The organism is [Mannheimia] succiniciproducens MBEL55E (assembly GCF_000007745.1).
Classification (GTDB): Bacteria; Pseudomonadota; Gammaproteobacteria; order Enterobacterales; family Pasteurellaceae; genus Basfia; species Basfia succiniciproducens.
On sequence record NC_006300.1, the window covers coordinates 1,720,700 to 1,747,308 of the forward strand.

Annotated in this window: 19 protein-coding genes, 2 tRNA genes and 1 rRNA gene; 1 reads left to right on the forward strand and 21 read right to left on the reverse strand. The window is 42.3% G+C overall.

The window, feature by feature from the left end; all coding sequences use genetic code 11:
• Positions 1–189 precede the first annotated feature (189 nt).
• The 8 genes from MS_RS07925 to gmk all read right to left on the reverse strand — a co-directional run bounded on the left by MS_RS07925 (position 190) and on the right by gmk (position 8,511).
• A tRNA-Ala gene (locus MS_RS07925) sits at positions 190–265 on the reverse strand.
• Positions 266–338: 73 nt separating this feature from the next.
• Positions 339–415, reverse strand: a tRNA-Ile gene (locus MS_RS07930).
• A gap of 70 nt (positions 416–485) precedes the next feature.
• Positions 486–2,028, reverse strand: a 16S ribosomal RNA gene (locus MS_RS07935).
• A gap of 384 nt (positions 2,029–2,412) precedes the next feature.
• Positions 2,413–3,222 carry a glutamate racemase gene (gene murI / locus MS_RS07940; protein ID WP_041639929.1) on the reverse strand — a complete coding sequence of 270 codons (810 nt, stop codon included), beginning with the start codon at positions 3,220–3,222 and terminating at the stop codon, positions 2,413–2,415.
• Between the two features lie 57 nt (positions 3,223–3,279).
• The gene (gene recG / locus MS_RS07945; RefSeq protein ID WP_011200901.1) at positions 3,280–5,361 is read right to left on the reverse strand and encodes an ATP-dependent DNA helicase RecG; all 2,082 of its coding nucleotides are present in this window, start codon (positions 5,359–5,361) and stop codon (positions 3,280–3,282) included.
• 5 nt (positions 5,362–5,366) lie between these two features.
• Positions 5,367–7,490, reverse strand: coding sequence for a bifunctional GTP diphosphokinase/guanosine-3',5'-bis pyrophosphate 3'-pyrophosphohydrolase (gene spoT / locus MS_RS07950; RefSeq protein ID WP_011200902.1), 2,124 nt, complete (start codon positions 7,488–7,490; stop codon positions 5,367–5,369).
• 59 nt (positions 7,491–7,549) lie between these two features.
• Complete coding sequence (rpoZ, locus tag MS_RS07955; protein WP_011200903.1) at positions 7,550–7,816, reverse strand: DNA-directed RNA polymerase subunit omega; 267 nt, start codon at positions 7,814–7,816, stop codon at positions 7,550–7,552.
• A 68-nt stretch (positions 7,817–7,884) separates the two neighbouring features.
• A complete protein-coding gene (gene gmk, locus MS_RS07960; RefSeq protein WP_011200904.1) occupies positions 7,885–8,511 on the reverse strand; it encodes a guanylate kinase in 627 nt (208 codons plus the stop codon).
• Positions 8,512–8,836: 325 nt separating this feature from the next.
• Here gmk and gap point away from each other — a divergent pair, with 325 nt between their 5' ends.
• Complete coding sequence (gene gap / locus MS_RS07965; RefSeq protein WP_041639932.1) at positions 8,837–9,856, forward strand: type I glyceraldehyde-3-phosphate dehydrogenase; 1,020 nt, start codon at positions 8,837–8,839, stop codon at positions 9,854–9,856.
• 123 nt (positions 9,857–9,979) lie between these two features.
• Here gap and MS_RS07970 read toward each other — a convergent pair whose 3' ends face one another.
• The 13 genes from MS_RS07970 to MS_RS08030 all read right to left on the reverse strand — a co-directional run bounded on the left by MS_RS07970 (position 9,980) and on the right by MS_RS08030 (position 26,603).
• A complete protein-coding gene (locus MS_RS07970; protein WP_041639934.1) occupies positions 9,980–11,143 on the reverse strand; it encodes an oligogalacturonate lyase family protein in 1,164 nt (387 codons plus the stop codon).
• Positions 11,144–11,223: 80 nt separating this feature from the next.
• Positions 11,224–12,957 (reverse strand): sodium:solute symporter family protein, encoded by a 1,734-nt coding sequence (locus MS_RS07975; RefSeq protein WP_011200907.1) that lies wholly within the window; start codon positions 12,955–12,957, stop codon positions 11,224–11,226.
• Between the two features lie 227 nt (positions 12,958–13,184).
• Positions 13,185–15,401 (reverse strand): right-handed parallel beta-helix repeat-containing protein, encoded by a 2,217-nt coding sequence (locus tag MS_RS07980; RefSeq protein WP_011200908.1) that lies wholly within the window; start codon positions 15,399–15,401, stop codon positions 13,185–13,187.
• A 266-nt stretch (positions 15,402–15,667) separates the two neighbouring features.
• Positions 15,668–16,900, reverse strand: coding sequence for a phosphoglycerate dehydrogenase (gene serA / locus MS_RS07985; protein WP_011200909.1), 1,233 nt, complete (start codon positions 16,898–16,900; stop codon positions 15,668–15,670).
• Positions 16,901–16,922: 22 nt separating this feature from the next.
• Complete coding sequence (rpiA, locus tag MS_RS07990) at positions 16,923–17,582, reverse strand: ribose-5-phosphate isomerase RpiA (RefSeq protein WP_011200910.1); 660 nt, start codon at positions 17,580–17,582, stop codon at positions 16,923–16,925.
• 256 nt (positions 17,583–17,838) lie between these two features.
• On the reverse strand, positions 17,839–18,996 hold the full coding sequence (gene hemW, locus MS_RS07995; RefSeq protein ID WP_011200912.1) for a radical SAM family heme chaperone HemW: 1,158 nt from the start codon (positions 18,994–18,996) through the stop codon (positions 17,839–17,841).
• Between the two features lie 11 nt (positions 18,997–19,007).
• A complete protein-coding gene (gene rdgB / locus MS_RS08000; protein ID WP_011200913.1) occupies positions 19,008–19,607 on the reverse strand; it encodes an RdgB/HAM1 family non-canonical purine NTP pyrophosphatase in 600 nt (199 codons plus the stop codon).
• A gap of 141 nt (positions 19,608–19,748) precedes the next feature.
• Positions 19,749–20,099 carry a ComEA family DNA-binding protein gene (locus MS_RS08005; RefSeq protein ID WP_041639938.1) on the reverse strand — a complete coding sequence of 117 codons (351 nt, stop codon included), beginning with the start codon at positions 20,097–20,099 and terminating at the stop codon, positions 19,749–19,751.
• Between the two features lie 185 nt (positions 20,100–20,284).
• Complete coding sequence (ispH, locus tag MS_RS08010; RefSeq protein ID WP_011200915.1) at positions 20,285–21,229, reverse strand: 4-hydroxy-3-methylbut-2-enyl diphosphate reductase; 945 nt, start codon at positions 21,227–21,229, stop codon at positions 20,285–20,287.
• Positions 21,226–21,720 carry a signal peptidase II gene (gene lspA, locus MS_RS08015; RefSeq protein WP_041639940.1) on the reverse strand — a complete coding sequence of 165 codons (495 nt, stop codon included), beginning with the start codon at positions 21,718–21,720 and terminating at the stop codon, positions 21,226–21,228. Before lspA ends, ispH begins: the two co-directional genes overlap by 4 nt.
• An 89-nt stretch (positions 21,721–21,809) precedes the next feature.
• Positions 21,810–24,614 (reverse strand): isoleucine--tRNA ligase, encoded by a 2,805-nt coding sequence (gene ileS, locus MS_RS08020; protein ID WP_041639942.1) that lies wholly within the window; start codon positions 24,612–24,614, stop codon positions 21,810–21,812.
• A gap of 85 nt (positions 24,615–24,699) precedes the next feature.
• The gene (ribF, locus tag MS_RS08025) at positions 24,700–25,644 is read right to left on the reverse strand and encodes a bifunctional riboflavin kinase/FAD synthetase (protein WP_011200918.1); all 945 of its coding nucleotides are present in this window, start codon (positions 25,642–25,644) and stop codon (positions 24,700–24,702) included.
• A 95-nt stretch (positions 25,645–25,739) separates the two neighbouring features.
• Positions 25,740–26,603: a DMT family transporter gene (locus MS_RS08030; RefSeq protein ID WP_011200919.1), complete on the reverse strand. Its 864-nt coding sequence runs from the start codon at positions 26,601–26,603 to the stop codon at positions 25,740–25,742.
• Positions 26,604–26,609: the final 6 nt, after the last annotated feature.

Consider the following 26,609-nt stretch of genomic DNA (forward strand, 5'->3'; position numbering starts at 1 on the left):
TTTGCCCGGCCAAGATTTTTTATACTCAGACTTTCTTTTCAGAAAATCTCTCAGTTTTTCAGCTTGTTTCCAATTTTTTAAAGAACAAAAAGATAACGCCTTTCGGCTATCATCATGACTAAATAAACAAAGTCCGGTCAATTCCGGCAAGAACATTGCCTGACCCTCGATTCACTTAGTCATGATGATTGGTGGAGATAAGCGGGATCGAACCGCTGACCTCCTGCGTGCAAGGCAGGCGCTCTCCCAGCTGAGCTATATCCCCAATCCGTTTGCACCTTACAGTGCAACCTTTCCTTTTAGCTTTCACTCGTCCAGCCGGCCTCGCCGCGCTTGAGTGGTGGGTCTGAGTGGACTTGAACCACCGACCTCACCCTTATCAGGGGTGCGCTCTAACCACCTGAGCTACAGACCCAAAAGGATGTTGGTTTGTCTCTTTCTATCAAACAATCTGTGTGAACACTTGCCAGTCGCCTAAAACTTGCTAAGGAGGTGATCCAACCGCAGGTTCCCCTACGGTTACCTTGTTACGACTTCACCCCAGTCATGAATCATACCGTGGTAAACGCCCCCCCGAAGGTTAAGCTATCTACTTCTGGTACAACCCACTCCCATGGTGTGACGGGCGGTGTGTACAAGGCCCGGGAACGTATTCACCGCAACATTCTGATTTGCGATTACTAGCGATTCCGACTTCATGGAGTCGAGTTGCAGACTCCAATCCGGACTACGATGCACTTTCTGAGATTCGCTCTACCTCGCGGTATCGCCGCCCTCTGTATGCACCATTGTAGCACGTGTGTAGCCCTACTCGTAAGGGCCATGATGACTTGACGTCATCCCCACCTTCCTCCGGTTTGTCACCGGCAGTCTCCTTTGAGTTCCCATCTTTACATGCTGGCAACAAAGGATAAGGGTTGCGCTCGTTGCGGGACTTAACCCAACATTTCACAACACGAGCTGACGACAGCCATGCAGCACCTGTCTCAGAGCTCCCGAAGGCACTCCCGTATCTCTACAGGATTCTCTGGATGTCAAGAGTAGGTAAGGTTCTTCGCGTTGCATCGAATTAAACCACATGCTCCACCGCTTGTGCGGGCCCCCGTCAATTCATTTGAGTTTTAACCTTGCGGCCGTACTCCCCAGGCGGTCGATTTATCACGTTAGCTACGAGCACCAAGCCTAAAGCCCAATCCCCAAATCGACAGCGTTTACCGCGTGGACTACCAGGGTATCTAATCCTGTTTGCTCCCCACGCTTTCGCATATGAGCGTCAGTATCTTCCCAAGGGGCTGCCTTCGCCTTCGGTATTCCTCCACATCTCTACGCATTTCACCGCTACACGTGGAATTCTACCCCTCCCTAAAGTACTCTAGACTCCCAGTCTGAAATGCTATTCCCAGGTTAAGCCCGGGGCTTTCACATCTCACTTAAAAGTCCGCCTGCATGCCCTTTACGCCCAGTTATTCCGATTAACGCTCGCACCCTCCGTATTACCGCGGCTGCTGGCACGGAGTTAGCCGGTGCTTCTTCTGTGATTAACGTCAATTGCTTGTCCTATTAAAACAAACACCTTCCTCGTCACCGAAAGAACTTTACAACCCGAAGGCCTTCTTCATTCACGCGGCATGGCTGCATCAGGGTTCCCCCCATTGTGCAATATTCCCCACTGCTGCCTCCCGTAGGAGTCTGGACCGTGTCTCAGTTCCAGTGTGGCTGGTCATCCTCTCAGACCAGCTAGAGATCGTCGGCTTGGTAGGCCTTTACCCCACCAACTACCTAATCCCACTTGGGCTCATCTTATGGCGGGTGGCCCGTAAGTCCCACCCTTTAATCCGAAGATATTACGCGGTATTAGCGACAGTTTCCCGTCGTTATCCCCCTCCATAAGCCAGATCCCCAAGCATTACTCACCCGTCCGCCACTCGTCGGCAAAGAAAGCAAGCTTTCTTCCCGCTACCGTTCGACTTGCATGTGTTAAGCCTGCCGCCAGCGTTCAATCTGAGCCATGATCAAACTCTTCAATTTAAAAAGTTCAATCGCTCAAAATACTGACTATAAATCATTAATTAAATTAACTTTGTTCAGCACTCTAAGTCTTGTTTAAATTTTTTGTTTAAACGAATCTTTCAAGTGCCCACACAGATTGTCTGATAAGTTGTTAAAGAACGGTTGCATTAAGCAAGGAAGGAAATTCTATTAAAAGCCGATTTCATTGTCAAGCAAACATGTTCAATTTTTTACTCAAATTTACTTATTTTTTATTTTGCTTGCTTCCCTTGCGGTGCGGAGGCGTATTATAGAGATTTCAGATTGACTTGCAAGTTATTTTTATCAAAAATTTAGAAAAATATTTCAACTGATTATCTTTTATACTAAAACACCAATTATTAGCTATAATTAGCCGAATTTTCACTCTAAGATAGATAATAATTTTAAATTTTTAAATCCCCAGAAGCGAAGTGCTTGGATAAATTTATCTTCCAGCTCAAAATGTTTTGTGTAAAAAATGCAATTATCCGTTTCCGTTTTATCCTTTGGCGTTATGCCGGCTAATAAATCAAATACTCTTTTCGCTATTGCCGTACCGGGTTCAAAATAAAATTTGACTTGCGGTAAACATAATTGAATTTCTTCTTTTATCAATGGGAAATGAGTACATCCCAAAATAACGCTGTCTAAATCGCTTAATTGTATCCATGGGGTTAGTTCGTTTCTTAATGCAATTAGATCAACTGATTCGCCATGAAGTTTTCTTTCGGCAATCTCGGCTAATTTTGTTGAGCCTATTTTTTCAACAATACAATCTTGCGCATAACGCTCAATAAGCGAGGTTACATAAGTGCGTTTAACGGTGCCTTTTGTTGCGAGCAAGCCGATATGCTTGGTCTGAGATTTTTCCGCCGCCGGTTTAATAGCCGGAACGGTGCCGATAATAGGAATGGCAAAATGTTGTCGCAAAGTGGGAAGAACAACCGTACTTGCCGTATTACATGCAATTACAATCGCATCTAAGGGATATTGTTCATTGATTTTTTTGCATACGGTTAATGTGCGTTCAATGATGACTTCTTCACTTTTTTCAGAATAGGGAAAAAAGGCATTGTCAAAGCAATAGAGATAATGTGCATTTGGCAATAATTGTTTGACTTCCTTGTAAACACTGAATCCGCCTACACCGGAATCAAAAAATAGGATTGTCGGTTTTATTTCTGTATTCATAATCAATCCGTTAAAATTCTCGAATTTTTTACCGCACTTTTGCTCGGAAGACGAGTATCAAGCGTTACTATAAATTTCCCTGTTATTCAACCAGCGTTTAATTAATGTATCAGCCACATCAGGATATTCCACAATAAGCCGGCGCGCATAATGTTGGACGGTCGGAATCATTTTACGATCGCGCATTAAATTTGCCACTTTAAATTCTGCGATACCAGTTTGTTTTGTTCCAAGTACTTCGCCCGGACCACGAATTTCCAAGTCCTTTTCCGAGATAACAAATCCGTCTTGGCTTTCACGTAAAACCTGTAAACGCTTTTGTGAAATTTTTCCCAGCGGCGGCTTATACATGAGTACGCAAAATGAAGCGGTGCTTCCCCGTCCGACACGCCCGCGCAATTGATGCAGCTGAGATAATCCCAGGCGTTCAGCATTTTCAATAATCATTAAACTTGCATTCGGCACATCCACCCCCACTTCAATTACCGTAGTCGCTACTAAAAGATCGAGTTCCGCCGCTTTGAAACTTGCCATAATAGCCTGTTTTTCTGCCGGTTTCATTCGGCCATGAACCAGACCTATACGCAAATGCGGTAAAGCGCGATGCAAATCTTCCGCCGTTGCCTCGGCGGCTTGTGCCTCTAGCACCTCGCTTTCGTCAATTAACGTACAAACCCAATATACTTGGCGGTTCTCATTAGTACAAGCGTTATGCACTCGAGCAACAATTTCCGCTCTGCGTTCTTCCGATACAACAATTGTTTTAATAGGCGTACGACCCGGCGGCAATTCATCGATAATTGACGTATCTAAATCCGCATATACCGTCATCGCGAGAGTACGTGGAATCGGTGTTGCCGTCATGATCAATTGATGCGGATAATTACCTGCTTTTTCACCTTTTTCCCGCAACAGTAAACGCTGATGAACACCGAATCGATGTTGTTCGTCAATAATGACTAATGCGAGATCGGAAAACGCTACTTCTTCCTGGAATAACGCATGAGTCCCCACCACCATTTGAACTTCAGCATTTTTTATCCGTTCAAGTTCCGATTGACGCGCCTTGCCTTTCACCTTTCCGGCTAGCCAACCGACTTCAATACCGAAAGGTTCGAACCAACGGCGGAAATTTTCGGCATGTTGTTCAGCCAGAATCTCAGTGGGCGCCATTAGTGCAACCTGCTTACCGTTATCAATGGCAGTTAACGCAGCTAAAGCGGCGACTAAGGTTTTGCCCGAACCGACATCCCCCTGCACTAACCGCATCATCGGATAATCTTTTGCGAGATCCCGCTCAATATCTTGTGTCACTCTAACCTGGGCATTCGTCGGTTCAAAAGGCAGTGTTGCCAAAAATCGTTGTTTAAGATCCGTCTGAAAATGTAAAGGCAGCGCTTGAAATTGCTGAGTTCCTAACCGCACTTTTTGCATGGCGAGATTATGCGCCAATAATTCTTCGAAAATTAACCGCACTTGTGCGGGATGGGTGCCCTTTTCAAGGCTTTCAACGGACACATCCGGCGGCGGACGGTGTAAAAAGCGAATCGCCTCTTTCAAGCTAAAGGGATAAGGATTAAATTGATCAGGTAAAATTTCTGCGATTTGAATTTTATCAAGCAGTTCCAATGCCTGATCAGTCAGTTTACGTAATGAATTTTGCTTTAATCCTTCCGTCGCGGAGTAAATCGGCGTGAGATTTTCTTCTAATTGAAGCGGTTGCTTATCCCTAATAATTTGGTATTCGGGATGGTGAATTTCAGCCATGAAACGGCCACGTTTTACTTCACCGAACGCTTTGACGCGAGCACCCGGTTGAAAACCATTACGCATTCCCGCATTAAAATTAAAGAAACGCAACATAATTTTCGAGGTGCCGTCAGACAAACTTACCGTTAAAATCGGGCGACGGCCAAATTGAATCTCACAAGTTTGAACAATACCTTCAATCGTTGCGTATTGCTCCGGGCGGAGATCTGAAATAGGCGTAATTCTTGTACGATCTTCATAACGAATGGGAAGATGGAAAAGCAAATCCTGTAAATTATTAATACCGATTTTGCTTAACTTGGCAGAAACAGCAGCTCCCACACCGGAAAGTGATGTGAGAGGTATTGCATCAAGAAGTTGAGTTGTCATGCGATCTATTCGTTGATATTGCGTTCGACAGACTGTACGCCGGAAAGACTTTTAATTTTACGCATGATATTGGCAAGATGTTTGGTATCTTTCGCACTTAAGGTCAACGTCACATGACAAATACGACCTTCACTTTCTTCCGTCCAAATGCTATGAATATTACTTTGTGCCGCCGATATCGCCGCCGTTAGATTGGCCAATGCACCTTGCTGAGCAACCATATTAATATGTAGCTCGGCTTCAAACTCCGCAGAATGATCACACTGTTCCCATTCAACTTTAATAAACGGGACGGATTGTGTCGTCCGTTTCTTTAAATTGCGACAATTTTCATGGTGTACGACAAGCCCCTTACCAGGATTGGCATAAGCTACAATTGAATCGCCTGGAATCGGATGGCAGCATTTAGCAAAGTTGACCAATAATCCATCCATACCTTTAATAGGTAAGCGTTCCTGATTGTTAACTTCTTCAATATCCGTATAGATAGCGAGACTTTCACCTTGCAAACGACGGGCAATAACTGTACTCAGTTGATTACCTAATCCGACTTCCGCCAATAAGTCATCCATTGTATCCAGATTTAATTCAGTTAAAACATGATGAACTATTGCCGGATCCAAATCTTCAAGATGTTTACCCGCTAAAGCGTGAAGTAATTGATATCTGCCTAAATTAATTGCTTCTTCAAGACGCAAAGTTTTTAAGGTTTGGCGGATTTTCGCCCGAGCGCGCCCGGTTACCACAAAATTCAGCCAGTTAGCGTTTGGTGTCGCATTAGGTGACGTAATAACTTCAACGGTCTGTCCCGAACGCAACGCTTGTGATAACGGGTAAGTTTCGCGATCCACTTTTGCTCCGACACAGGTACTGCCGATACTGGTATGAACCGCATAAGCAAAGTCAATAGGCGTCGCCCCCGCCGGCAATTCGATAATTCTGCCTTTCGGCGTGAATACGTAAATTTCATCGGAAAAGAGATCCGATTTTACGCTTTCAATAAATTCGAAAGAATTACCCGCACTTTGTTGCAGCTCAATAATGCTTTGTAGCCAATGTTGCGCTTTAATTTGTGCCGTTGTCGTATCATTTTTACCGCCCGGTTTATAAACCCAATGAGCGGTCACACCTAATTCCGCGATTAAATTCATTTCCTCCGTACGAATCTGAATTTCAACCGCCACGCCATGCGGACCGATAGTCGAAGTATGTAAAGCCTGATAACCATTTGCTTTCGGCACTGCAATATAATCTTTAATTTGCCCCGGACGAGGTTTAAACAATTGGTGCATTTGCCCGAGGACACGGTAACAATTATCAATAGAATCAACAATTATACGGAAATTAGAAATATCCATAATTGAACGAAACTGTTGATTTCTCAACCGCATATTTTGATAAATATAAAAAAGCGGTTTTTCTTCACTAAAAACCTGTGCGTTAATTCCGACTTCTTCCAAACGCTGCTGAATCGTCACCAAAATAGGATGCACTAACTCCTGTCGGGTATTACGCGCCACCTGAATAACTTTATTTAATACGGCATAACGTTGCGGATGCATGGCTTGAAAGCACAAATCTTCCAATTCGTTTTTTACTTTTTCAATACCGAGACGATGTGCCAACGGGCTGTAAATTTCCAGCGTTTCTTTTGCAATGCGGCGACGTTTATCCGAGCGCAACGAACCGAGCGTACGCATATTATGCGTGCGGTCGGCAAGCTTGATTAAAACCACGCGAATATCTTTCGTCATAGCGAGAATCATCTTACGGAAACTTTCGGCCTGCGCTTCCTGACGGGTTCGGAATTTTAATTTATCGAGTTTTGAAACACCTTCCACAATTTCGGCAACACTTTTGCCGAATTCTGTGGTTAGTTGTTCTTCAGTATAAGGCGTGTCTTCAATAACATCATGCAACAATGCCGCCATGATTGCCTCATGGTCTAAACGCATTTCCGCAATAATTGACGCTACCGCCACAGGATGGGTGATGTATGGCTCGCCACTGGAACGGAATTGCCCCTCGTGAGCATCTCGCGCAATAACAAAAGCGCGTTTTATTAAATCAATATGTTCTGAGGGTAAATAGCCCTGGATAATCTTGTTTAACGGTTCAAAAAGATACAAGGGACACCTACCTTCTTACTAAAAATTCAGATAACGAGCCGATAATTAAAAATAAAAAATTATTCAGATAATAAAGAAACAGCGTTTAATTCCACTTTTTCCTGCTCTAGCGCTTCCTGACGTTCCTGCGCGTTCATAATATTATTATCAATTAAACCTTTTTCAATTTCACGTAATGCGATAACTGTCGGTTTATCATTATCTTCCGGCACTAAAGGTTCACGAACGTGCAACTGTAATTGTCTTGCACGGCGCGCCGCAGTTAAGATTAAATCAAAACGGTTGCCAATTTTTTCAACAGCATCTTGCACTGTTACACGAGCCATATTTTACTCCATGAGTTTAATTAAAAGGGTTAAAAATAATAGGGTTGTTAATGATACTAAAATACCGCTTATTTTGCTAGTAATTGATTAATTAAGGCTTGATTTTGCTCTGTTTGATAAGCCAAAGTCAATTTTTCCGCCCTTAAAATATGAACTAAATCCGCCAATGCCCGGGTAAAATCGTCATTAATAATCACATAATCATATTCATTATAGTGAGAAATCTCATCCATCGCTTTTGACATGCGATCCGCAATAACTTCGGCACTGTCTTGCCCTCGCCCGATCAAACGCTTTTCCAATTCGGCTAACGACGGAGGCAAAATAAAAATACTTTTCACCGAAGGCACTTTCTTGCGGATTTGCTGCGCGCCCTGCCAGTCGATATCTAAGAATACGTCAATTCCCTGCGCAAGATTTTTTTCAATAGTAGGTAATGATGTACCGTAATAATTTCCGCCGAATACTTTCGCATACTCTAAAAAAGCACCTTCGTTAATCAGTAACTCGAATTCTTCCACGGAAACAAAGTGATAGTGGACGCCGTTTTCTTCGCCCGGACGAGGCTGTCGCGTAGTATGGGAAACGGAAACCATCATTGTGTTTGCCTGATCTTGCTCCAACAGTGCGGAAATAAGAGAAGATTTACCGGCACCACTGGGCGCGGAAAGAATATATAAATTACCTTGCGACATAACTTAACCTCACTAAATAGACCTTAGTATTATGCCCATAATTGATAAAGAAATCAGCTAAAAAGTGCGGTTCTTTTTAGCGGAATTTCAAAGACGAATAAAGAACCACAGAAAACCATTTGTCAATACTCATTTTGTTAAATTTCATAGCGTTAAATATTGACATGGATCACAAAAAAGTTATCTGTTATAGTTTAGCGCATAGTCTAGTTTCGAATATAAAAGAAATCGTGCTATAATTTCGAAATGACGGATAGTTGAAATAATAATATTTTGATGACCCGTGATAATTTTGTTTAACTTAAATATTATAGGTGAAAATCTTATGGCAATTAAAATTGGTATCAATGGTTTCGGCCGTATCGGTCGTATCGTATTCCGTGCTGCACAAACTCGCGATGACATCGAAGTTGTAGGTATTAACGATTTAATCGACGTAGAATACATGGCATACATGTTAAAATACGATTCAACTCACGGTCGTTTCGATGGTTCGGTTGAAGTTAAAGACGGTAACTTAGTAGTTAACGGTAAAACAATCCGCGTAACTGCCGAACGTGACCCTGCAAACTTAAACTGGGGTGCAATCGGTGTTGATATCGCTGTTGAAGCAACAGGTTTATTCTTAACTGACGAAACTGCTCGTAAACACATTACTGCTGGCGCTAAAAAAGTTGTAATGACAGGTCCTTCTAAAGATGCGACTCCGATGTTCGTTCGCGGTGTAAACTTCTCAGCTTATGCGGGTCAAGACATCGTTTCTAACGCATCTTGCACAACAAACTGCTTAGCACCTTTAGCACGTGTTGTTCACGAAACTTTCGGTATCAAAGACGGTTTAATGACAACCGTTCACGCAACTACAGCAACTCAAAAAACCGTAGATGGTCCGTCTGCTAAAGACTGGCGCGGTGGTCGTGGTGCTTCCCAAAACATCATCCCGTCTTCAACCGGTGCTGCAAAAGCGGTAGGTAAAGTATTACCTGCATTAAACGGCAAATTAACAGGTATGGCTTTCCGCGTACCTACTCCAAACGTTTCTGTTGTTGACTTAACCGTTAACCTTGAAAAACCTGCTTCATACGAAACAATCAAACAAGCAATTAAAGATGCGGCTGAAGGTAAAACTTTCAACGGTGAATTAAAAGGCGTTTTAGGTTACACTGAAGACGCAGTTGTTTCTACAGACTTCAACGGTTGTGCGTTAACTTCCGTATTCGATGCTGACGCTGGTATCGCATTAACAGATTCTTTCGTTAAATTAGTATCTTGGTACGATAACGAAACCGGTTACTCAAACAAAGTATTAGACTTAGTAGCTCACATCTACAACTACAAAGGCTAATCTTTAGTTAAATTCCAAACAAAACCGCTCTCTATGAGCGGTTTTTTTATTTCCTTTAAAATGCATATAAATTAAAAGTGCGGTTAAAATTTTCGATTTTTTGACCGCACTTTTGAGCTTAGATTAATCTTTTAATTGGCTGATATCCGCTAAATAAATCGCCGGTCTCCCTTCAAAATCACTACCGAATAATACGGCGGAGTCATTGGGATTAAAAGAAGGATGAGGGTGCGTAATCTGACGATCACCATCCAATACCTGCCAGGAAGAACTATGCTTAGCCAATTTAACGGTACGTTGTTTTTCAATATTGAACAGGTACAAAAACGGATCGTTTTCAATGTTATAACTGTCGCTATCCGCTACATCCACCGGAGAATCGCAACCGTCGCCAATAAGCAGATTACCATTAAAATTACTCATTAAATGAGAGCAAGGCGGCATGGTAATCAGGCGCGTATTTTCCAATGTATTAGGATCTACACTGTAAATTACTCGTTCAGTCTGCCCTTTGAAATAAGAAACGTAGATCATTTTTGAGCCGTCCGGCACCCAAAATTCATGGGTACAGGACTCACCTTCTTGATGTTCTTTCGCTTTGCGCACATTTGTGCCGTCTTCATTAACAAACCACATTCTGGCATCCACTAAATCATGCGGGCCTTCATGGCAAAAACCGACAATACTGTCATCAAACGGGCGATAAGTCGGGTGTCCTAACCAGACGTTATCTTGAAGAACCACCTCTAAATCACCGGTTAAAATATCAACTTTAATTAATCGGCAAGTAGGATTGGTATGATAGAAAGCTTTAAACTTATCCCAATCCGTTAATGGTTGCCAGCAGGATTTTAAGATTTCAATACCGACCAATTTCGTACAATCGGAATTTGCCACCCATGTGCCGTAGCCTTTCCAGTTTTCATCTACGGTATAAATCACTTTTTCTTCTAAAGTTGCTAAATCCACTTTACGCAAACTTGATTCATTTTTCACATAGAAAAAGAATTTATCATCATGGGAAATAAAGCCGCCGAACGTATTATCGCCTTTTCCTTCGGTTAACTGAATAGCTTCCTGACTCTGAAGATCAAGTAAATAATAATTGCGGTTGCCGTCAAAATCTCCTGCAAAAAGCAATTTTTTGCCGTCTTGAGTGAAACACTTTTGGTAAAAATAATTGCGGTGACAAGTCACGTCTTTTGGTGTTAATCGTGTTACTTTTACATTAGTATCCGAATCAATAAAGGATTCAAAAGTAAGTTGAATTTTCTTCCCTTTCGCCATAATTACGACCTCCATCTGCTAAGAAAAGACAATAAATGGGCGATTTATACCCATCTATTGCTATAAGTTAAATCAATTCGTTATACTTCCGCGCTTCGTTTCAAACCGTATCCCACTGCAAAGATAGCCAATGAACAGCAAGCAAATAAGGCTCTACCCCATAAAGGATTCGGAATAAGAATCATCAATAGAAGACCTGCCGCCATTAACATAACCAACGTACTTAATTTTTTGCGTTGTAAACGGTCGATTTCATCTTGACCTTCTTCGGCTACACACTCAGTATCCACATCTTTAAAGAATGCAATTCTTCTTTCATTATTGGTATCTTTCGCTTCATTATAGAATAATGTGGTTAAGCAGAAGAAACCGGCAGTGAAAATTAAGTGCGCCGCAATGGTAATAATGACTTTTAATTCGGAAATTTCACGTTTAGTTAAATCTTCAACACCAAACCAGCTTGCAACATATTCCGGTGTAAAGACTTTTACCACAGACCATGACACGAACATACCGAATAATACTGTTGCCCAAGGCGCCCATTTAGGTGTTTTACGAATAATAATCGCTAGGAATAACGGAACCAGAATCGGTGATTGTAATAAGGTTGCAACTTGCATCATTAAATCGAATAGACTTAAGTGTTTTAATGAGTTAAAGAATTGCGCCATTAAGATTACTAAAATACCGTTAATTACACATACGATTTGGCCTGCACGTAATAATTCTTTGTCATCGGCTTTACCTTTGCGAATAATCGGTGCATAAAAACTACGGACAAATACGCCTGAGTTACGGTTTAATGCGGAGTCCATTGAAGACATTGTCGCAGCAAATAAACCCGCCATCAGTAAACCGATCGTGCCTGCCGGCATAACGTTTTTGGCAAATACAAGGTAAACTGCGTCCGACGCTTTCTTACCTAATTGCGGATAAAGTGAAGCCGCTTCAGGATAAATAATTGCCGTTACCCAAGGCGGAATGAACCAGATAATTGTACCGACAAGCATTAATAGCAGTGCAAAAATTGCCGCTTTACTCGCATTTTTAGAGTCTTTCGCATTTAAAAAACGATAAGAATCCTGCATATTGTTGATACTTTGTAACTGTTTCACAATAAAGAAAAGGAAGGTACAAATTAAAATAAGCGGATAGTTCATATCCGGGCCGGATACAAATCCGCCAGGGAAACGATCAATAATTTCACCCGGTCCGCCAATCACAACCAAACCGACAACCGCACAAGCCACAGAAATAACGGCAACAACAAGCATTTGCACGAAGTCTGAAGCCACAACGCCCCAGGCACCACTCAATAATGAAATAATTAATACTGAAATCCCCGTTACATAGATAGTCATGGTGATATCCGCATCAAATACGGCCGAAGCAAATACGGATAAACCGTTTAGCCATACACCGGCATTAATTACGCTAAGCGGAATGATCACCCAGGTAAAAAATTGCTCATTACTTGTACCGAAACGACGTCCGATTGCTTCTGTCGGCGTATCGACCCGCATTTGTCTGAAGCGTCTTGCAAAATACCAATAAGCACAGGCATAAGCAACCATGTTACCGACGAATACGGCAATCACGGATAAACCGTCATTAAACGCTTTACCGGCAGCACCGGTAAAGGTCCATGCCGAGAATTGCGTCATAAAGGCTGTCCCGCCTACCATCCACCAGAGCATTTTACCGCCGCCTCGGAAATAGTCACTCGTACTATTACTTGCCATTTTTTTAAATAACAAGCTGATTGCTATAATTAAAGCAAAGTAACCAGCCATAACTAAATAATCAACATTCATAATTTTTCTCCAATCAGTTTTACTGTTGGGCTGTAATTTAGCATAAGAAAAAATAAAAAAATGTGATCAAAGTCTATTATTTAAAACATTGTTTTATTTTTATAAGAAATAAATTTTATAAATTTTGTTGATTTTGACTTTTAATAATAATTAAGAAAAAAGTGCGGTCAAAAAATTAAAAAAACAGCACCGGTTAAGGTGCTGTTCGGATACGGTGATAACGAAAATTATCGTAATAAAGCTTGAATTTTTTTCACTTCTTCTAAGCCCGTATTATCTTCAGAAAATTCTACCTTACTCAATGCCTGCAATTTCTGTAATAATTCGGTTTTTGCCGGCGTCATTTCCGTTGTGGTTAAAAACTCATTATTATTCAACAGGCTACCGTTTACAACATCTGTATATTTACTTTCCTGATAAAATCTGAATGAGCGGTTGTTTTTGAAAACACCTTGCTTCGGACCGTTTTCATAAGGACTTTTTCTGAATAGATAGTTAAAGCGTTTATTATCAATGGCAACATTGTTTTCCACGGTAAAGGTCCCCGGATTGAAATTATCCGTAAATCCATCCATATTGTTACGGAAAGAAATGCTGTTTTTAATAACATGATTTACCGGCAAGCCTTCACCGCCCAATTTAAATCCGTTACCGATAGAAGCGCTCTTACTCTTTAACTTCAAGGTTTGCCCGTTCATAAAGGCAATAGAATCTTTAATAGTCACAACACCGTTCGGACCGTCTTCCACTTTATTAAACAGATCCCAACCGTCATCTACATTGTGGTGAGAAATACAACGGATAAAGCTGTTACCGTCGCCGATTCTCATTTTAGCGGCAAAACCGTCGGCATTAATTTGCGAATCATCCATATTGTTAAAACTGATACTGTCAGTTACAGTATTATGGCTTGCCCATAATGATCTGCCGATTTTTTCCGGCGAGGTAATTTGGAATCCGGTATCCGGTGCGCCATGAGTGACAATATGACTGAAATTATTATGGCTGCCATGAACAATTAAACTTGCACCGGACACCTCAATATTTTCCATATTCCAAAAGCTGGCTTTATGAAGCACTTCACCGATAAATTTAACTTTACCTTCAATTCCTTTTAATGTTTTCGGCGAGTCTTTTAATCCGCTCATGGTTGTATCCAAAGTCACCGCGGCATATTCTCCCGGTTGCAATTGAATTGTTCCGCCCGGCGGCAATAATTCAAGCGCGGTCACTAAATCCAACGGCTTTTCTGCCGAACCGTTGCCTGCTGCACTGCCGTTTGTTGCAACATACAACAGTTTCGGATTTTGTAACTGATGTTTCTCAATACTGATATTTTGTTCGAATCCGTTTTCTTTTAATTTTGCTTTTGGAATAAACTGAACTTTTAAGTCTGTTTTATTTTGGTTAAGTTTTAGTTTATGTTGAACATATTCACCCGCTTTCACAACCGGTGATTTAAATAATGTTTTATTTCCTCGCTGTAAAACAAACGAACCTTCATAGTTTGCTCTCGCCTGGAAGACATAATCACTACCAGTCGCTTTAGTTGAAGACTCAATATTTACTATTAAAGGCATGGCTTTCGGCGTAAATTTTGCCGGTTCGACTTTCTTGCCGTCAGTGAGTTTTAAATCAACATTTTCCACAGTTATCTTCGCATTACGGGAAGCAAAAAAGCCCAGATATTGCTTGTCCGCATTTTGGTTCGCCAAAATACCGGGATTTACTTTATCCAACACTTTTTTATATTCTTTACCGTCCTGAATATATGTCACTACAAAACCCTGATCATTTTTCTCCAGAGTTAAACGAAGGGGGTTATTTTCAAAATCAATACCTTCCGCATAATCTTCTCTAACCAGCTTATTACCAGCAGTTCCCCAAGGTTCTTTAATGCCTTCTCGGTAAGATGCGTTAATATTTACCTTCCCGTTATGCGCTTTTGTATTACTGCGTAATAAATTCATCACCATATTTGAAGCCGCAGGGAATTCTTCATAGCCCATAGGTTGAGGTTCCGCACGAGGTTTTCCCACGATATCGCGTACCATAATGCCCGCACCTTCTTGTCGATTCGGTTTTGCACCGGTTTCCGGTCCTAATTGTTCCAACCGCACATCCGCTGATATAACAAAGTTAGTATTAATTGGTAGTTCTGTATAATAATAAGTCAACCCTTCATGGGAATTTGCCAATTTACCGCCTCGGCTTTCAATGGTAAATTTGGTCGCCAACGCCCCTTCCTGAACGGGATGACCGTCAACCGTCGTTTTATTTACACCGACTTTCTCCGGCAAAATTGTTGAACCGAAATTAAGATCCGTTGACTGCCCGAATGCCGCACTTTTCCAAATAAGATCACTTGGATTAACAGCTGCCACTGCACTTGATGCTGAAAATAATGCTAAATAAAAAAGTGATGCCAAATTTTTATTTGTCATAAAATTCTCCTTAAATTTAGAGGGGATTATCTTGTCTGTTTAATGAATGGCTGGCACTGTAGCATAGTTTTAATTATAAAAATGTGATCGAGATCTTAATTTGAAATAATGTTTTATTTTATTAGATTTAATGTTTTGTTTTACAAAGAATACTGATAAAGCTTTGGTAAAAAACAAAAAAAAGACTAAGCCTGATACAACACAAAACTTAGTCCTTAATTTAATTGAATTTTAAAAATGGTTAAAAATACGCCTGAACAAGAAAATTAAAACAATACTCTGGCGCGAATCGTACCCTCGATTGATTTAAGTTTTTGCAGTAAATCCGTACTGTCATCCGTTTCTACATCAATAACCACATAACCGATTTTAGCGTCGGTTTGCAGATATTGCGCGGCGATGTTGATATTTTCATCAACAAAAACCTGGTTGATTTTATTCAAAATACCCGGGCGGTTATGGTGAATGTGCAAAATACGTTTTGCCGTACGATGTTCCGGTAACGAAACTTCCGGAAAATTCACCGCACTTAGAGTTGAACCGTTATCCGAATATTTAACGAATTTACTTGCCACTTCAGTGCCGATATTTTCTTGCGCTTCCGCCGTTGAACCGCCGATATGCGGGGTTAAAATCACATTATCGAATTTACGCAACGGTGACTCAAACGCTTCCGCCGCAGAAGCCGGCTCTTTAGGGAATACGTCGATTGCGGCGCCATGTATTTTCCCCTGTTCTAACGCTTCGGCTAACGCATCAATATCAACAACCGTACCGCGCGCCGCATTAATTAAAATACTGCCCGGTTTTAACTGAGCGATACGTTCCGCGCTCATTAAATTCTTTGTTGAAGGCAGTTCGGGTACGTGTAATGAAATAATATCGCAGGAACTTAATAATTCCTCTAAAGTGGAAACTTGCTGCGCATTACCTAAAGGCAGCTTGGTTTCAACATCGTAGAAAAATACATTCATACCTAAAGACTCGGCGATAATACTTAATTGCGAACCGATATGACCGTAGCCGACGATACCTAATTTCTTACCGCGAACTTCATGAGAACCCGCCGCCGACTTGTTCCATTCACCGCGGTGAACCTGCGCGTTTGCCGCCGGAATATTGCGCATTAATAACAAAATCTCACCGAGAACCAATTCCGCTACGGAACGGGTATTAGAGAACGGCGCATTAAATACGGGAATACCCTTTTCTTCCGCCGCTTCCAATGCCACTTGATTGGTGCCGATACAAAAACAACCGATAGCGATTAATTTATTCGCATGTTCAAGAATATCCGCCGTTAAATTTGTGCGGGAACGTAAACCAATAAAGTGCGCTTCTTTAATTGCTTCTTTAAGTTCATCCGGCTCTAACGCTTTTTTATGATATTCAATATTAGTGTAACCGGCCGCATGTAACACATCTAATGCGTTTTGGTGAACACCTTCAAGAAGTAAAAATTTGATCTTAGATTTATCCAAAGATACTTTATTAGTCATGTTTGCCTACCTTGTATATTTATTATTCAATAATTTTAGCACCGTCCGGTGTGCCGACAATCACGGTATGCGCCGCATTTAACGCAAAAATACCGTTTGTTACCACACCTGCGACATTATTCAATTCTTTTTCCATTTCAATAGGATTCATAATAATAAAATTATGCACGTCCAAAATTACGTTACCGTTATCGGTAATCACGCCTTCACGCCATTCAGGGCTTCCGCCCAACGCTACCAATTTACGGGCGACTTGTGAACGCGCCATAGGAATCACTTCTACCGGCAACGGGAAAGTGGAACCCAGTATATCTACCTGTTTGCTGCTATCGACAATGCAAATAAAATTTTTCGCCAAAGACGAAACGATTTTTTCACGGGTTAACGCCGCACCGCCGCCTTTAATCATCATTTTCTGCGGATTGATTTCATCGGCGCCGTCTACATAAATATCCAGACTCGATACGTCATTGGCACTGAAAACCTCAATACCTTGTTTTCTTAATAATTCTTCCGATGCTTTAGAAGCCGCTACCGCGCCTTTAATTTGATCACGAAATGCACCTAATTCTTCAATAAAGCAATTTACCGTTGAACCGCTCCCTACCCCGACAATCATATCCGGTTTGACAAATTGTAATGCGGCTTTAGCCGCAACTTTTTTCATTTCGAGTTGATTCATGATGAGATCCTTTTCAGATTAGTTTTAAATTAAGCCTGGTATTTATTCAGCATAAAAAATACGGTTTTTTACACCGCACTTTTAGGGGTTGTTTATTATTCAAATCGCCACATAAATTTAAAACCAAACAATATACGTAAACGTTTGCGTAGCAGAAATAATAAGCCTACTTTAATACCAATCAAAAATATAAACAAGAACAAATTTATAAAAATTTTAGTCCGTTTTATGAAAATTTACAAAAGATAAACAGACCCTAGTCATCAGGTAAAAAAACTTCCAGCAATTCATTTAAAAACAACTTACCTCGTTCGGTAATTTGCCAGGTCGACTCGGTTTCAATAATATAATTTTTTTCCAGCGCCCAATCTATTTGTTTTTTGACCGCACTTTCAGGCAAACCGGTAAATTGCACGAATTCCGTTTTCGGTACGGGTTCCAACAGGCGGAAACGGTTCATAAAAAATTCAAAAGGACGATCCGCTTCGTTAATCAGCCGTTCTTCATAAAGATATTCGCCGCGTAAATAACCTTTCGGATGCTTGGTCTTGCTGTAACGTATAATATCGCCATTGACGAAGCTCATTTTGCCGTGAGCACCGCAACCGACAGCCAGATAATCACCAAAACGCCAATAATTTAGGTTATGTTGGCATTGAAAATCCGGTTTGGCATAAGCGGAGGTTTCATATTGCCGATAACCCGCTTCCGTTAATAATCGGTGTCCCCGCTCAAAAATATCCCAGAGCTCGTCGTCATCCGGTAATACGGGCGGACGATAAGCAAACATGGTATTAGGTTCAATAGTAAGCTGATACCAGGACAAATGCGGCGGATTTAATGCGATAGCCTGCCGTAGGTCGTCCAGCGCCTGTTCCGGCGTTTGATTCGGCAAGCCGTGCATAAGATCTAAATTAAAGCTTTTTAAACCGGAAATTTTGGCAATTTCCACCGCACTTTTTGCTTCCCGGGCGTTATGAATTCGTCCTAAAGCTTTTAGTTTTTCATCATTAAAACTTTGTATGCCCATGGAAATCCGGGTGACACCCGCTTTCACATAGCCTTGAAATCGTTCGGCCTCTACCGTACCGGGATTGGCTTCCATAGTAATTTCAATGTGCGGTGAAAAATCAATAAGTTTTTTTATTTCCGTTAACAAACAGGTAATGCTTTCCGCAGAAAACAGGCTTGGCGTGCCGCCGCCAATGAAAATGCTGTGTAGCGGGCGATTCTGCACGCTGTCTTTAAAACGAAGAAGATCCGCCTGCAAATCCGTCACTAAATGACGGATATAATCGATTTCAGGGATCGCACCTTTTTGCGCATGAGAATTGAAGTCGCAATAAGGACATTTCTGCACGCACCAGGGAATATGCACATATAAACTAAGCGGAGGAAGAACGAGAGTTGTCATGAACGAACCGCTTATGCGCCTAATTTGCTTTTTAAGACCGCCAATGCGCGGGCGCGGTGAGAGATTTTTTTCTTCTCGACGGTTTCTAATTCTGCGAAAGTACAGCCTTTTTCCGGAGTGAAAAACAGGCTGTCGTAACCAAATCCGTTTTCGCCTTTTTCGGCAAAAATAATTTCACCGATGCATTCGCCCTCCGCGATAATCGGCGAAGGATCCGTTTCATGTCGTAACATTACAATGCAGCTCACAAATTTTGCCTGGCGTTTACCGACCGGTACATCGGCTAAATCGCGCAATAACTTACGGCGGTTTTCCGCATCCGCCGTTTCGCCGTCAATGCCGGCATAACGGGCGGAATATAATCCCGGCGCGCCGTTTAAGGCTTCCACCACCAGTCCGCTATCGTCAGCAATTGCGGGTAAGCCCGAAACTTTAGCGGCATAACGCGCTTTTAATAATGCATTTTCAACAAAAGTTAATCCGGTTTCTTCCGGGCTTTCAATGTCTAAATCCGTTTGCGCAACCACTTCAAAGCCGAAATCCGCCAGCACATCCGACATTTCACGAACTTTACCTTTATTACCCGTCGCCAACACAATTTTTTGTTTCATAATCCGTACTCCTCATATTAGGAAGTCTGTTTATCTTTTGTAAACAGCCCCAGGCGAATCATTATACTTGAATAGAAAAAAAGCGGAATATTCCTATTCCGCTTTTAGCAAGTTATGTTTAGAACCCTATCTTTTTTATCTTTATAATTTTATCCGATCTTTATTTTTATCCAAAGTCGCCTCTCCTATTCCCTGTATTTCCAATAATTGTTCTACGTTGGTAAAATTACCATGCTTTTCACGGTATTGAATAATAGCTTCCGCTTTTTTTGCGCCAATGCCGATTAAAGTTTGCTTAATTTCCTCTGCCGTTGCCGTATTAATATTCACCGTATTGCCAATATTATCTGCGGGCTTGGCGGTTTCGGAAGTTTTTATTGCTTGAGTTTCTGCAGAAGCCGGCACTTTATCAGCTGCGAATGCAGTTCCGGCAGATAATAACGAACCGGCGGCTAAGCAACTAAGCAAAAATTTTCTTACTGATAATTTCATTAACGATTCCCTTTTAAAGTTAAAATAACGTTGCTCGGTAGCAACAACATTACTTTCAGGGAATAATCGGTTCATGCAAAGAAATACGGTATATTTTTTCGATCCGATGCACAAAATTAAAAAAAGTGTGGTCAAAAATACGGGAATTTTAAAAGAAATTAGCGTTAATTTTTCAATAACGGCAGTTATCCCACTTCTTTAATCCGTAATTCTTTCGGCACTTCAAAAACCGTATTTTCCTCACAACCTTCAAGTTCTTCGACGGAATCGACACCAAGTTCTTTTAACCGGGCAATCACGGACTGCACCAATACTTCAGGCGCCGAGGCACCGGCGGTGACACCGATAGTATTTATACCTTTTAACCAATCCGGCTCAATATCATTCGAATCATCAATCAATTTTGCCGGCACACCCATACGGGAAGCCAGTTCGGCTAAACGATTCGAATTTGACGAGTTTTTTGAACCCACCACAATCACCAAATCGGATTGTTCGGCAAGTTCGCGCACCGCCTGCTGACGGTTGGTAGTGGCATAACAAATATCGTTTTTACGAGGTCCTTGAATCGCGGGATATTTTGCTTTTAATGCGACGATAACATCGGAAGTATCGTCAATAGATAAAGTGGTTTGTGTCATAAACGTCAATTCTTCGTTATCTTTCAAACCTAACTTGGCAATATCTTCTACATTTTCAACCAGAAAAATTCCGCCTTCCGGGTTATCATACTGCCCCATTGTTCCTTGCACTTCAGGATGACCCTCATGACCGATAAGAATAGCCTTTGTCCCCTTACGACTGGCGCGCGCCACCTGCATATGCACTTTCGTAACCAACGGGCAAGTGGCGTCAAACACTTTCAGATTGCGGTTTTTCGCTTCCTGACGTACCGCCTGAGATACGCCGTGCGCAGAAAAAATCACAATTGCGCCGTCCGGTACTTCGTTTAATTCTTCCACAAAAACCGCGCCGCGTTCACGCAGTCCGTTCACCACAAAACGGTTATGTACCACTTCATGGCGCACATAAATCGGCGCGCCGTGAATTTCAAGCGCGAGTTCCACAATACTAATGGCTCGGTCAACACCTGCACAAAAACCGCGCGGATTGGCTAAAATAATTTTCATTGCTTGTCCGCCTTTTTCTCGCCGTTTTTAAAGCTGTCTAAAATTAATAATCCAACGCCGACACAAATGGCGATATCCGCTACGTTAAACACAGGATAATGCCATTCCCGCCAGAAGAAATCGAAAAAATCCACCACAAAACCGTTATAAGCGCGATCCGCCATATTGGCAAGCGCCCCGCCGATAATCAGGGCGTAAGCGGAATTCTGCAACTTCTGCCGTGCGCTGTTTTTTCGCAGCAAATGCACCAACACGGCGGAAACCGCCAGCGCCAGCACAATAAAGAAATATTTTTGCCAACCGCCGTGTTCAGCCAGAAAACTGAAAGCGGCGCCCGTATTTCTAGCGTAGGTTAAATTGAATATCGGTAAAATGTTTACGCTTTCATACAATTCGAAATTTTGCGTCACAATGTATTTTGTGAGCAGATCAATGAAAAAAACGACCGCACTTAGCCATAAAAACGATAGACCGGTTTTAGATTTTGTCATCAAATTTTTACCTAAAATATAGGGGCGTATCGCATACGCCCCAATTCATACAACAGCGCAATATATAACACGCCCCGCAAATTTATCAATTACGCAAAACGACGCTCTTCGCCATTGCCGTTCACGTTTTCTTCGCAACGTGAACACAGGCTGTTTGCGTCTTTGCTGTCGGAATAATGCCAGCAACGCGGACATTTGTGGTTAGCGGAACGAATAGCTTTGATGGCTAATCCCGCTACTTCGCCTTCCGCAACATCGGCATCCGCTAAAGTTTTCACTTCTGCTTTTGATGTAATAGTCACAAAACGTAACTCGTTGCCCAGCTTGTTGAGCAATGCACTGTATTCATCGTTAGCAAAAATAGTCACTTCCGCTTCCAAACCGCCGCCAATCACTTTGTCATTACGGGCTTGTTCAAGCACGCGGTTGACTTCGTTGCGCACGGTGATCACTTGTTGCCAGTAAGCGTCGTCCAATGATTCCGAGACATCTAAAGCAAATAAGCCGTCGTAAAATTCCTCGGTAAATACGAATTCGCCGCGTTCGCCCGGCAGATAACCCCAAATTTCATCCGCGGTAAAAGACAGAATCGGCGCCATCCAACGTACAAGGGCTTCCGCAATGTGCCATAAAGCGGTTTGACAACTGCGACGGGCAAGACTGTCCGCTTTAGTGGTATATTGACGGTCTTTGATAATATCTAAATAAAATGAACCCATTTCGACAGAACAGAATTTCATGAGACGTTGCACCACAGTGTGGAACTGATAGTTATCATAGGCCTCTTTAATTTCCGCTTGTGCCCGGAAAGCGCAATCCACCGCCCAACGATCTAACGAAATCATCTCATGGGCTTGTACCAAATCGCGTTTCGGATCAAAACCATTCAGGTTTGCCAACAAGAAACGCGCGGTATTACGGATACGGCGATAGGAATCCGCCGCACGTTTTAAAATTTCGTCGGAAACCGTCATTTCACCGGTATAGTCCGTTGACGCCACCCATAAACGTAAAATATCGCCGCCGAATTTATCCATTACCTCCTGCGGCGTCACAATATTGCCGATAGATTTCGACATTTTGCGACCTTGACCGTCCACCGTAAAACCGTGGGTCAGTACTTGTTTGTAAGGCGCTTTATTGTCTGTAGCCGTAGAGAGCATCAGTGACGACATAAACCAACCGCGGTGTTGGTCGGAACCTTCGAGATACATATCCGCTTCCTTACCGTTAAATTCAGGACGGTTTTTCACCACGGAATAATAGGTCGACCCGGAATCAAACCAAACGTCTAAAGTATCGGGCACTTTGCTGTAATGAGCGGCATCGTCGCCTAACAAATCTTTAGCGTCCAAATCCCACCAGGCCTGAATTCCTTTCCGTTCCACCAGTTTTGCCACTTCTTCGATAAGCTCAAGAGTTCGCGGATGCAGCTGCTCGGTTTCCTTATGAATAAATAACGCTACCGGCACACCCCAGGTACGTTGACGGGAAATACACCAATCCGGACGGTTTTCCACCATTTTTTCAATACGTGCCTGACCCCAATCCGGAATCCAACGTACTTTTTTAATTTCGCTTAATGCCTGTTGGCGTAATCCCTGAGTTTCCATACCGATAAACCATTGCGGGGTAGCACGGAAAATAATCGGGGTTTTATGGCGCCAGCAGTGCGGATAGCTGTGGCGGATTTTTTCCAGTTTCAGTAATGCGCCCACTTCGTCTAGTTTTTCAAGCACTTTACCGTTAGCCTCAAATACGCCAAGACCTGCAAAAAATTTTGCATTAGAATTGAATTTACCGTCATTACCGATTAACCCCGCCATGCCGATATTGTATTTACGCGCCACTACATAGTCGTCCTGACCGTGATCCGGTGCGGTATGAACCAAGCCGGTACCGCCGTCAAGCGTGACGTGATCGCCCAAAATAAACGGCACGTTATAATCATAGAACGGATGCTTAAATTGCAATAATTCCAAATCGGAACCTTTAGCCGAGCCTAACGCTTTCCAGCTTTCAACGCCAACCGCCTGAGCGACGCTTTCCACTAATTCGGCAGCTAAAATAAAACGTTCGTCACCGAATTGTACGATTTGATATTCTAATTCCGGATTGATAGAAATCGCTTTATTGGACGGCAACGTCCAAGGCGTGGTAGTCCAAATAACGGCGGATAATTTACCCTTGCCTTGTTCCGTTAAAACGAACTTATTTTCCACCGCACTTTCGTCCGCCGCAGCGAAACGCACATAGATTGAAGGTGAAGTTCTGTCTTCATATTCCACTTCCGCTTCCGCCAATGAAGAGGCGCAATCCAAACACCAGTGAACAGGTTTTGAACCTTTATATAAATGACCGTTCGCCACCGCTTTACCGAAAGCGCGGATGATATTCGCTTCGGTGTCAAAATTCATGGTTAAATACGGGTTATCCCAATCCCCCAACACCCCTAAACGGATGAAGTCTTTTTTCTGCCCTTCCACTTGCTCGCGCGCATATTTACGGCATTCTTCACGGAATTGGGCCGCGGAGATTTTTTGATTCGGCTTACCCACCAAACCTTCCACTTTTAATTCGATCGGCAAACCATGGCAGTCCCAGCCGGGAATGTAAGGGCTGTCAAAACCCAGTGCGGTTTTAGATTTAATAATAATATCTTTTAAAATTTTATTTACAGCGTGACCGATATGAATACTGCCGTTGGCATAAGGAGGGCCGTCATGCAAAATGAAGGATTTTTTACCTTTTGACGATTGACGGATTTTTTGGTAAAGGTCGTTATCATACCAATTTTTTAACATGCCCGGCTCGCGTTTAGCCAGGTCTCCGCGCATCGGAAAGCCTGTTTCCGGCAGGTTTAACGTATTTTTGTAATCTTTTTGTTCAGACATTTTTCGTACCACGTTGTAATAAATTAAGATATTAAAAACTGAATCGGTTAGTTATAACTTTTTTTCTATATGAATTAAAGCAAAATCAACTGTTTTGCCGAAAATACTGTTGCGCCACTAATACATCCCGGGCGATTTGTTGTTTCAGAGCGTTAAGTGACGGAAATTTCATTTCATTACGGATTTTATGACAAAAAGTCACGGCAATATTTTGCCCGTAAAGATTTTCATCAAAATCAAACAGATGAACTTCTAAACGCTGCTCTACGCCGTTCACCGTAGGGCGCTGCCCGATATTGGCAACCCCTTGAAAAGCCCGTCCGCAAGGACATTGAATACGTACGGCATACACGCCTTGCAACGGATTTACCTGCCGTTGCAAACGAATATTGGCGGTAGGAAAACCTATGGTTCTGCCTAATTTCTGCCCGTGCACAACTTTGCCGAAAATGCTGTAAGCGCGCCCAAGCAGTTCTTCCGCTTTTTTGAGATCGTCATGCGCCAGCGCATGACGGATTGCGGTACTGCTGATACGCAGTTTATCCAGTGAAAATGTGCGGTTGTCTTCCACGGAAAATCCGTATTTTTTACCCGCACTTTCAAGCAAAGAAAAATCCCCTCGGCGATTAGCGCCGAAACGGAAATCGTCACCAATACTTAAAAACTTCACATGAAGCCGATTGACTAAATAAGTTTCGATAAACAGATTAGGATCTTGCTTGGCAAAAGTGCGGTCAAATTTTACGCAAATTACGTAATCCACACCCTGTTGTTGAAGATAATGCAATTTATCCCGTAAACGCATTAAACGAGCCGGAGCCTGTTGCTTTGCATCGGCAGACACGAAATACTCTCTCGGCTGAGGTTCGAACAGCATCACCACCATCGGCAACTTTAATTGATTGGCTTTTTCACGCAAATGCTGCAAAATCGCCTGGTGTCCTAAATGTACACCGTCAAAATTACCGATAGTGAGCGCACAACCGGCGAAATCCCGCCGCAAGTTGTGTAAACCGCGAATAAGCTGCATTAAGTAGTCCGTTAAATAAATAGAAAATTATGCCGTATTATACGCATAAATTAACTAAGATTAAAGGTCGGGATAAACTAAACCGCTCAGTAAGTTTACGGGCTTTTTTTCATTAAAACGGGAATTAATACGGAAACCGCCGCCGCACCTAAGGTCAGCAAAATACCCATTGCCGAAACGGTACTGAGCCGTTCGTCTAAAATTAAAATAGCCAGGATTACGCCGAATATCGGCTCTAAAGTAGTAAGAATACTCGAAATATAGGTCGGCGTTTTTTGTACCCCTTTAAACCATAATACAACCGCCAGCCAAGTGCAGCCTATTCCCAGATAAAACAAGGAAATCATTCCCTTAACGCTCGGCACAATTGACCAATCCCGTACTAAAACGCAAGTGAAGGGTAAACACAAAATACTGCCTAAAATTACTAATACGTTGGTATAATCTTTCGGCGCCATTTCCTGCATAACATCTTTCGATAAATATAAACAAAAGCAAAATGATACGGCGGACCCCAACACTAACAGGCAGCCCCACGGATTAATGAGATTATCCTCTCCGCCTCCGACAACAGTTAAAATAATGCCTGCCAAAGCAACCAAACTTAGCAATAAATCGATTTTATTAATTCGTCGTTTAAAAAACAAAAAACCTATTAATACGGTCAGTAACGGAATCATACCCAGCATAGTGACCGCGCTGGCAGCGGAAGTAAAATAAAGCCCGATAAATTGCAATAAAAACATCAGGGGAAAATTAATCAGTGCCAGCAGCCACATTATTTTTAAGCGCTCTTTCGGCACTCGTTTATAAGCGGCAAAAAAACCGGGTAACATGATGATCGAAGCGATAAAAAAACGACATTGCACCATCAACACCGGATCCATCATTTCATAGGTATATTTTGCCGCAATAAAAGCGCTCGCCCAGATGAGCGTGGCAATAATCTGAAAAAGCATGATTTG

What these genes read in the sequence shown, in the direction of transcription:
- murI (WP_041639929.1), bottom strand. Translation starts at nt 3,222, where the DNA reads ATGAATACAGAAATAAAACCGACAATCCTATTTTTTGATTCCGGTGTA.
- recG (WP_011200901.1), bottom strand. Translation starts at nt 5,361, where the DNA reads ATGACAACTCAACTTCTTGATGCAATACCTCTCACATCACTTTCCGGT.
- rpoZ (WP_011200903.1), bottom strand. Translation starts at nt 7,816, where the DNA reads ATGGCTCGTGTAACAGTGCAAGATGCTGTTGAAAAAATTGGCAACCGT.
- gmk (WP_011200904.1), bottom strand. Translation starts at nt 8,511, where the DNA reads ATGTCGCAAGGTAATTTATATATTCTTTCCGCGCCCAGTGGTGCCGGT.
- gap (WP_041639932.1), top strand. Translation starts at nt 8,837, where the DNA reads ATGGCAATTAAAATTGGTATCAATGGTTTCGGCCGTATCGGTCGTATC.
- MS_RS07970 (WP_041639934.1), bottom strand. Translation starts at nt 11,143, where the DNA reads ATGGCGAAAGGGAAGAAAATTCAACTTACTTTTGAATCCTTTATTGAT.
- MS_RS07975 (WP_011200907.1), bottom strand. Translation starts at nt 12,957, where the DNA reads ATGAATGTTGATTATTTAGTTATGGCTGGTTACTTTGCTTTAATTATA.
- MS_RS07980 (WP_011200908.1), bottom strand. Translation starts at nt 15,401, where the DNA reads ATGACAAATAAAAATTTGGCATCACTTTTTTATTTAGCATTATTTTCA.
- serA (WP_011200909.1), bottom strand. Translation starts at nt 16,900, where the DNA reads ATGACTAATAAAGTATCTTTGGATAAATCTAAGATCAAATTTTTACTT.
- rpiA (WP_011200910.1), bottom strand. Translation starts at nt 17,582, where the DNA reads ATGAATCAACTCGAAATGAAAAAAGTTGCGGCTAAAGCCGCATTACAA.
- hemW (WP_011200912.1), bottom strand. Translation starts at nt 18,996, where the DNA reads ATGACAACTCTCGTTCTTCCTCCGCTTAGTTTATATGTGCATATTCCC.
- rdgB (WP_011200913.1), bottom strand. Translation starts at nt 19,607, where the DNA reads ATGAAACAAAAAATTGTGTTGGCGACGGGTAATAAAGGTAAAGTTCGT.
- MS_RS08005 (WP_041639938.1), bottom strand. Translation starts at nt 20,099, where the DNA reads ATGAAATTATCAGTAAGAAAATTTTTGCTTAGTTGCTTAGCCGCCGGT.
- ispH (WP_011200915.1), bottom strand. Translation starts at nt 21,229, where the DNA reads ATGAAAATTATTTTAGCCAATCCGCGCGGTTTTTGTGCAGGTGTTGAC.
- lspA (WP_041639940.1), bottom strand. Translation starts at nt 21,720, where the DNA reads ATGACAAAATCTAAAACCGGTCTATCGTTTTTATGGCTAAGTGCGGTC.
- ileS (WP_041639942.1), bottom strand. Translation starts at nt 24,614, where the DNA reads ATGTCTGAACAAAAAGATTACAAAAATACGTTAAACCTGCCGGAAACA.
- ribF (WP_011200918.1), bottom strand. Translation starts at nt 25,644, where the DNA reads ATGCAGCTTATTCGCGGTTTACACAACTTGCGGCGGGATTTCGCCGGT.
- MS_RS08030 (WP_011200919.1), bottom strand. Translation starts at nt 26,603, where the DNA reads ATGCTTTTTCAGATTATTGCCACGCTCATCTGGGCGAGCGCTTTTATT.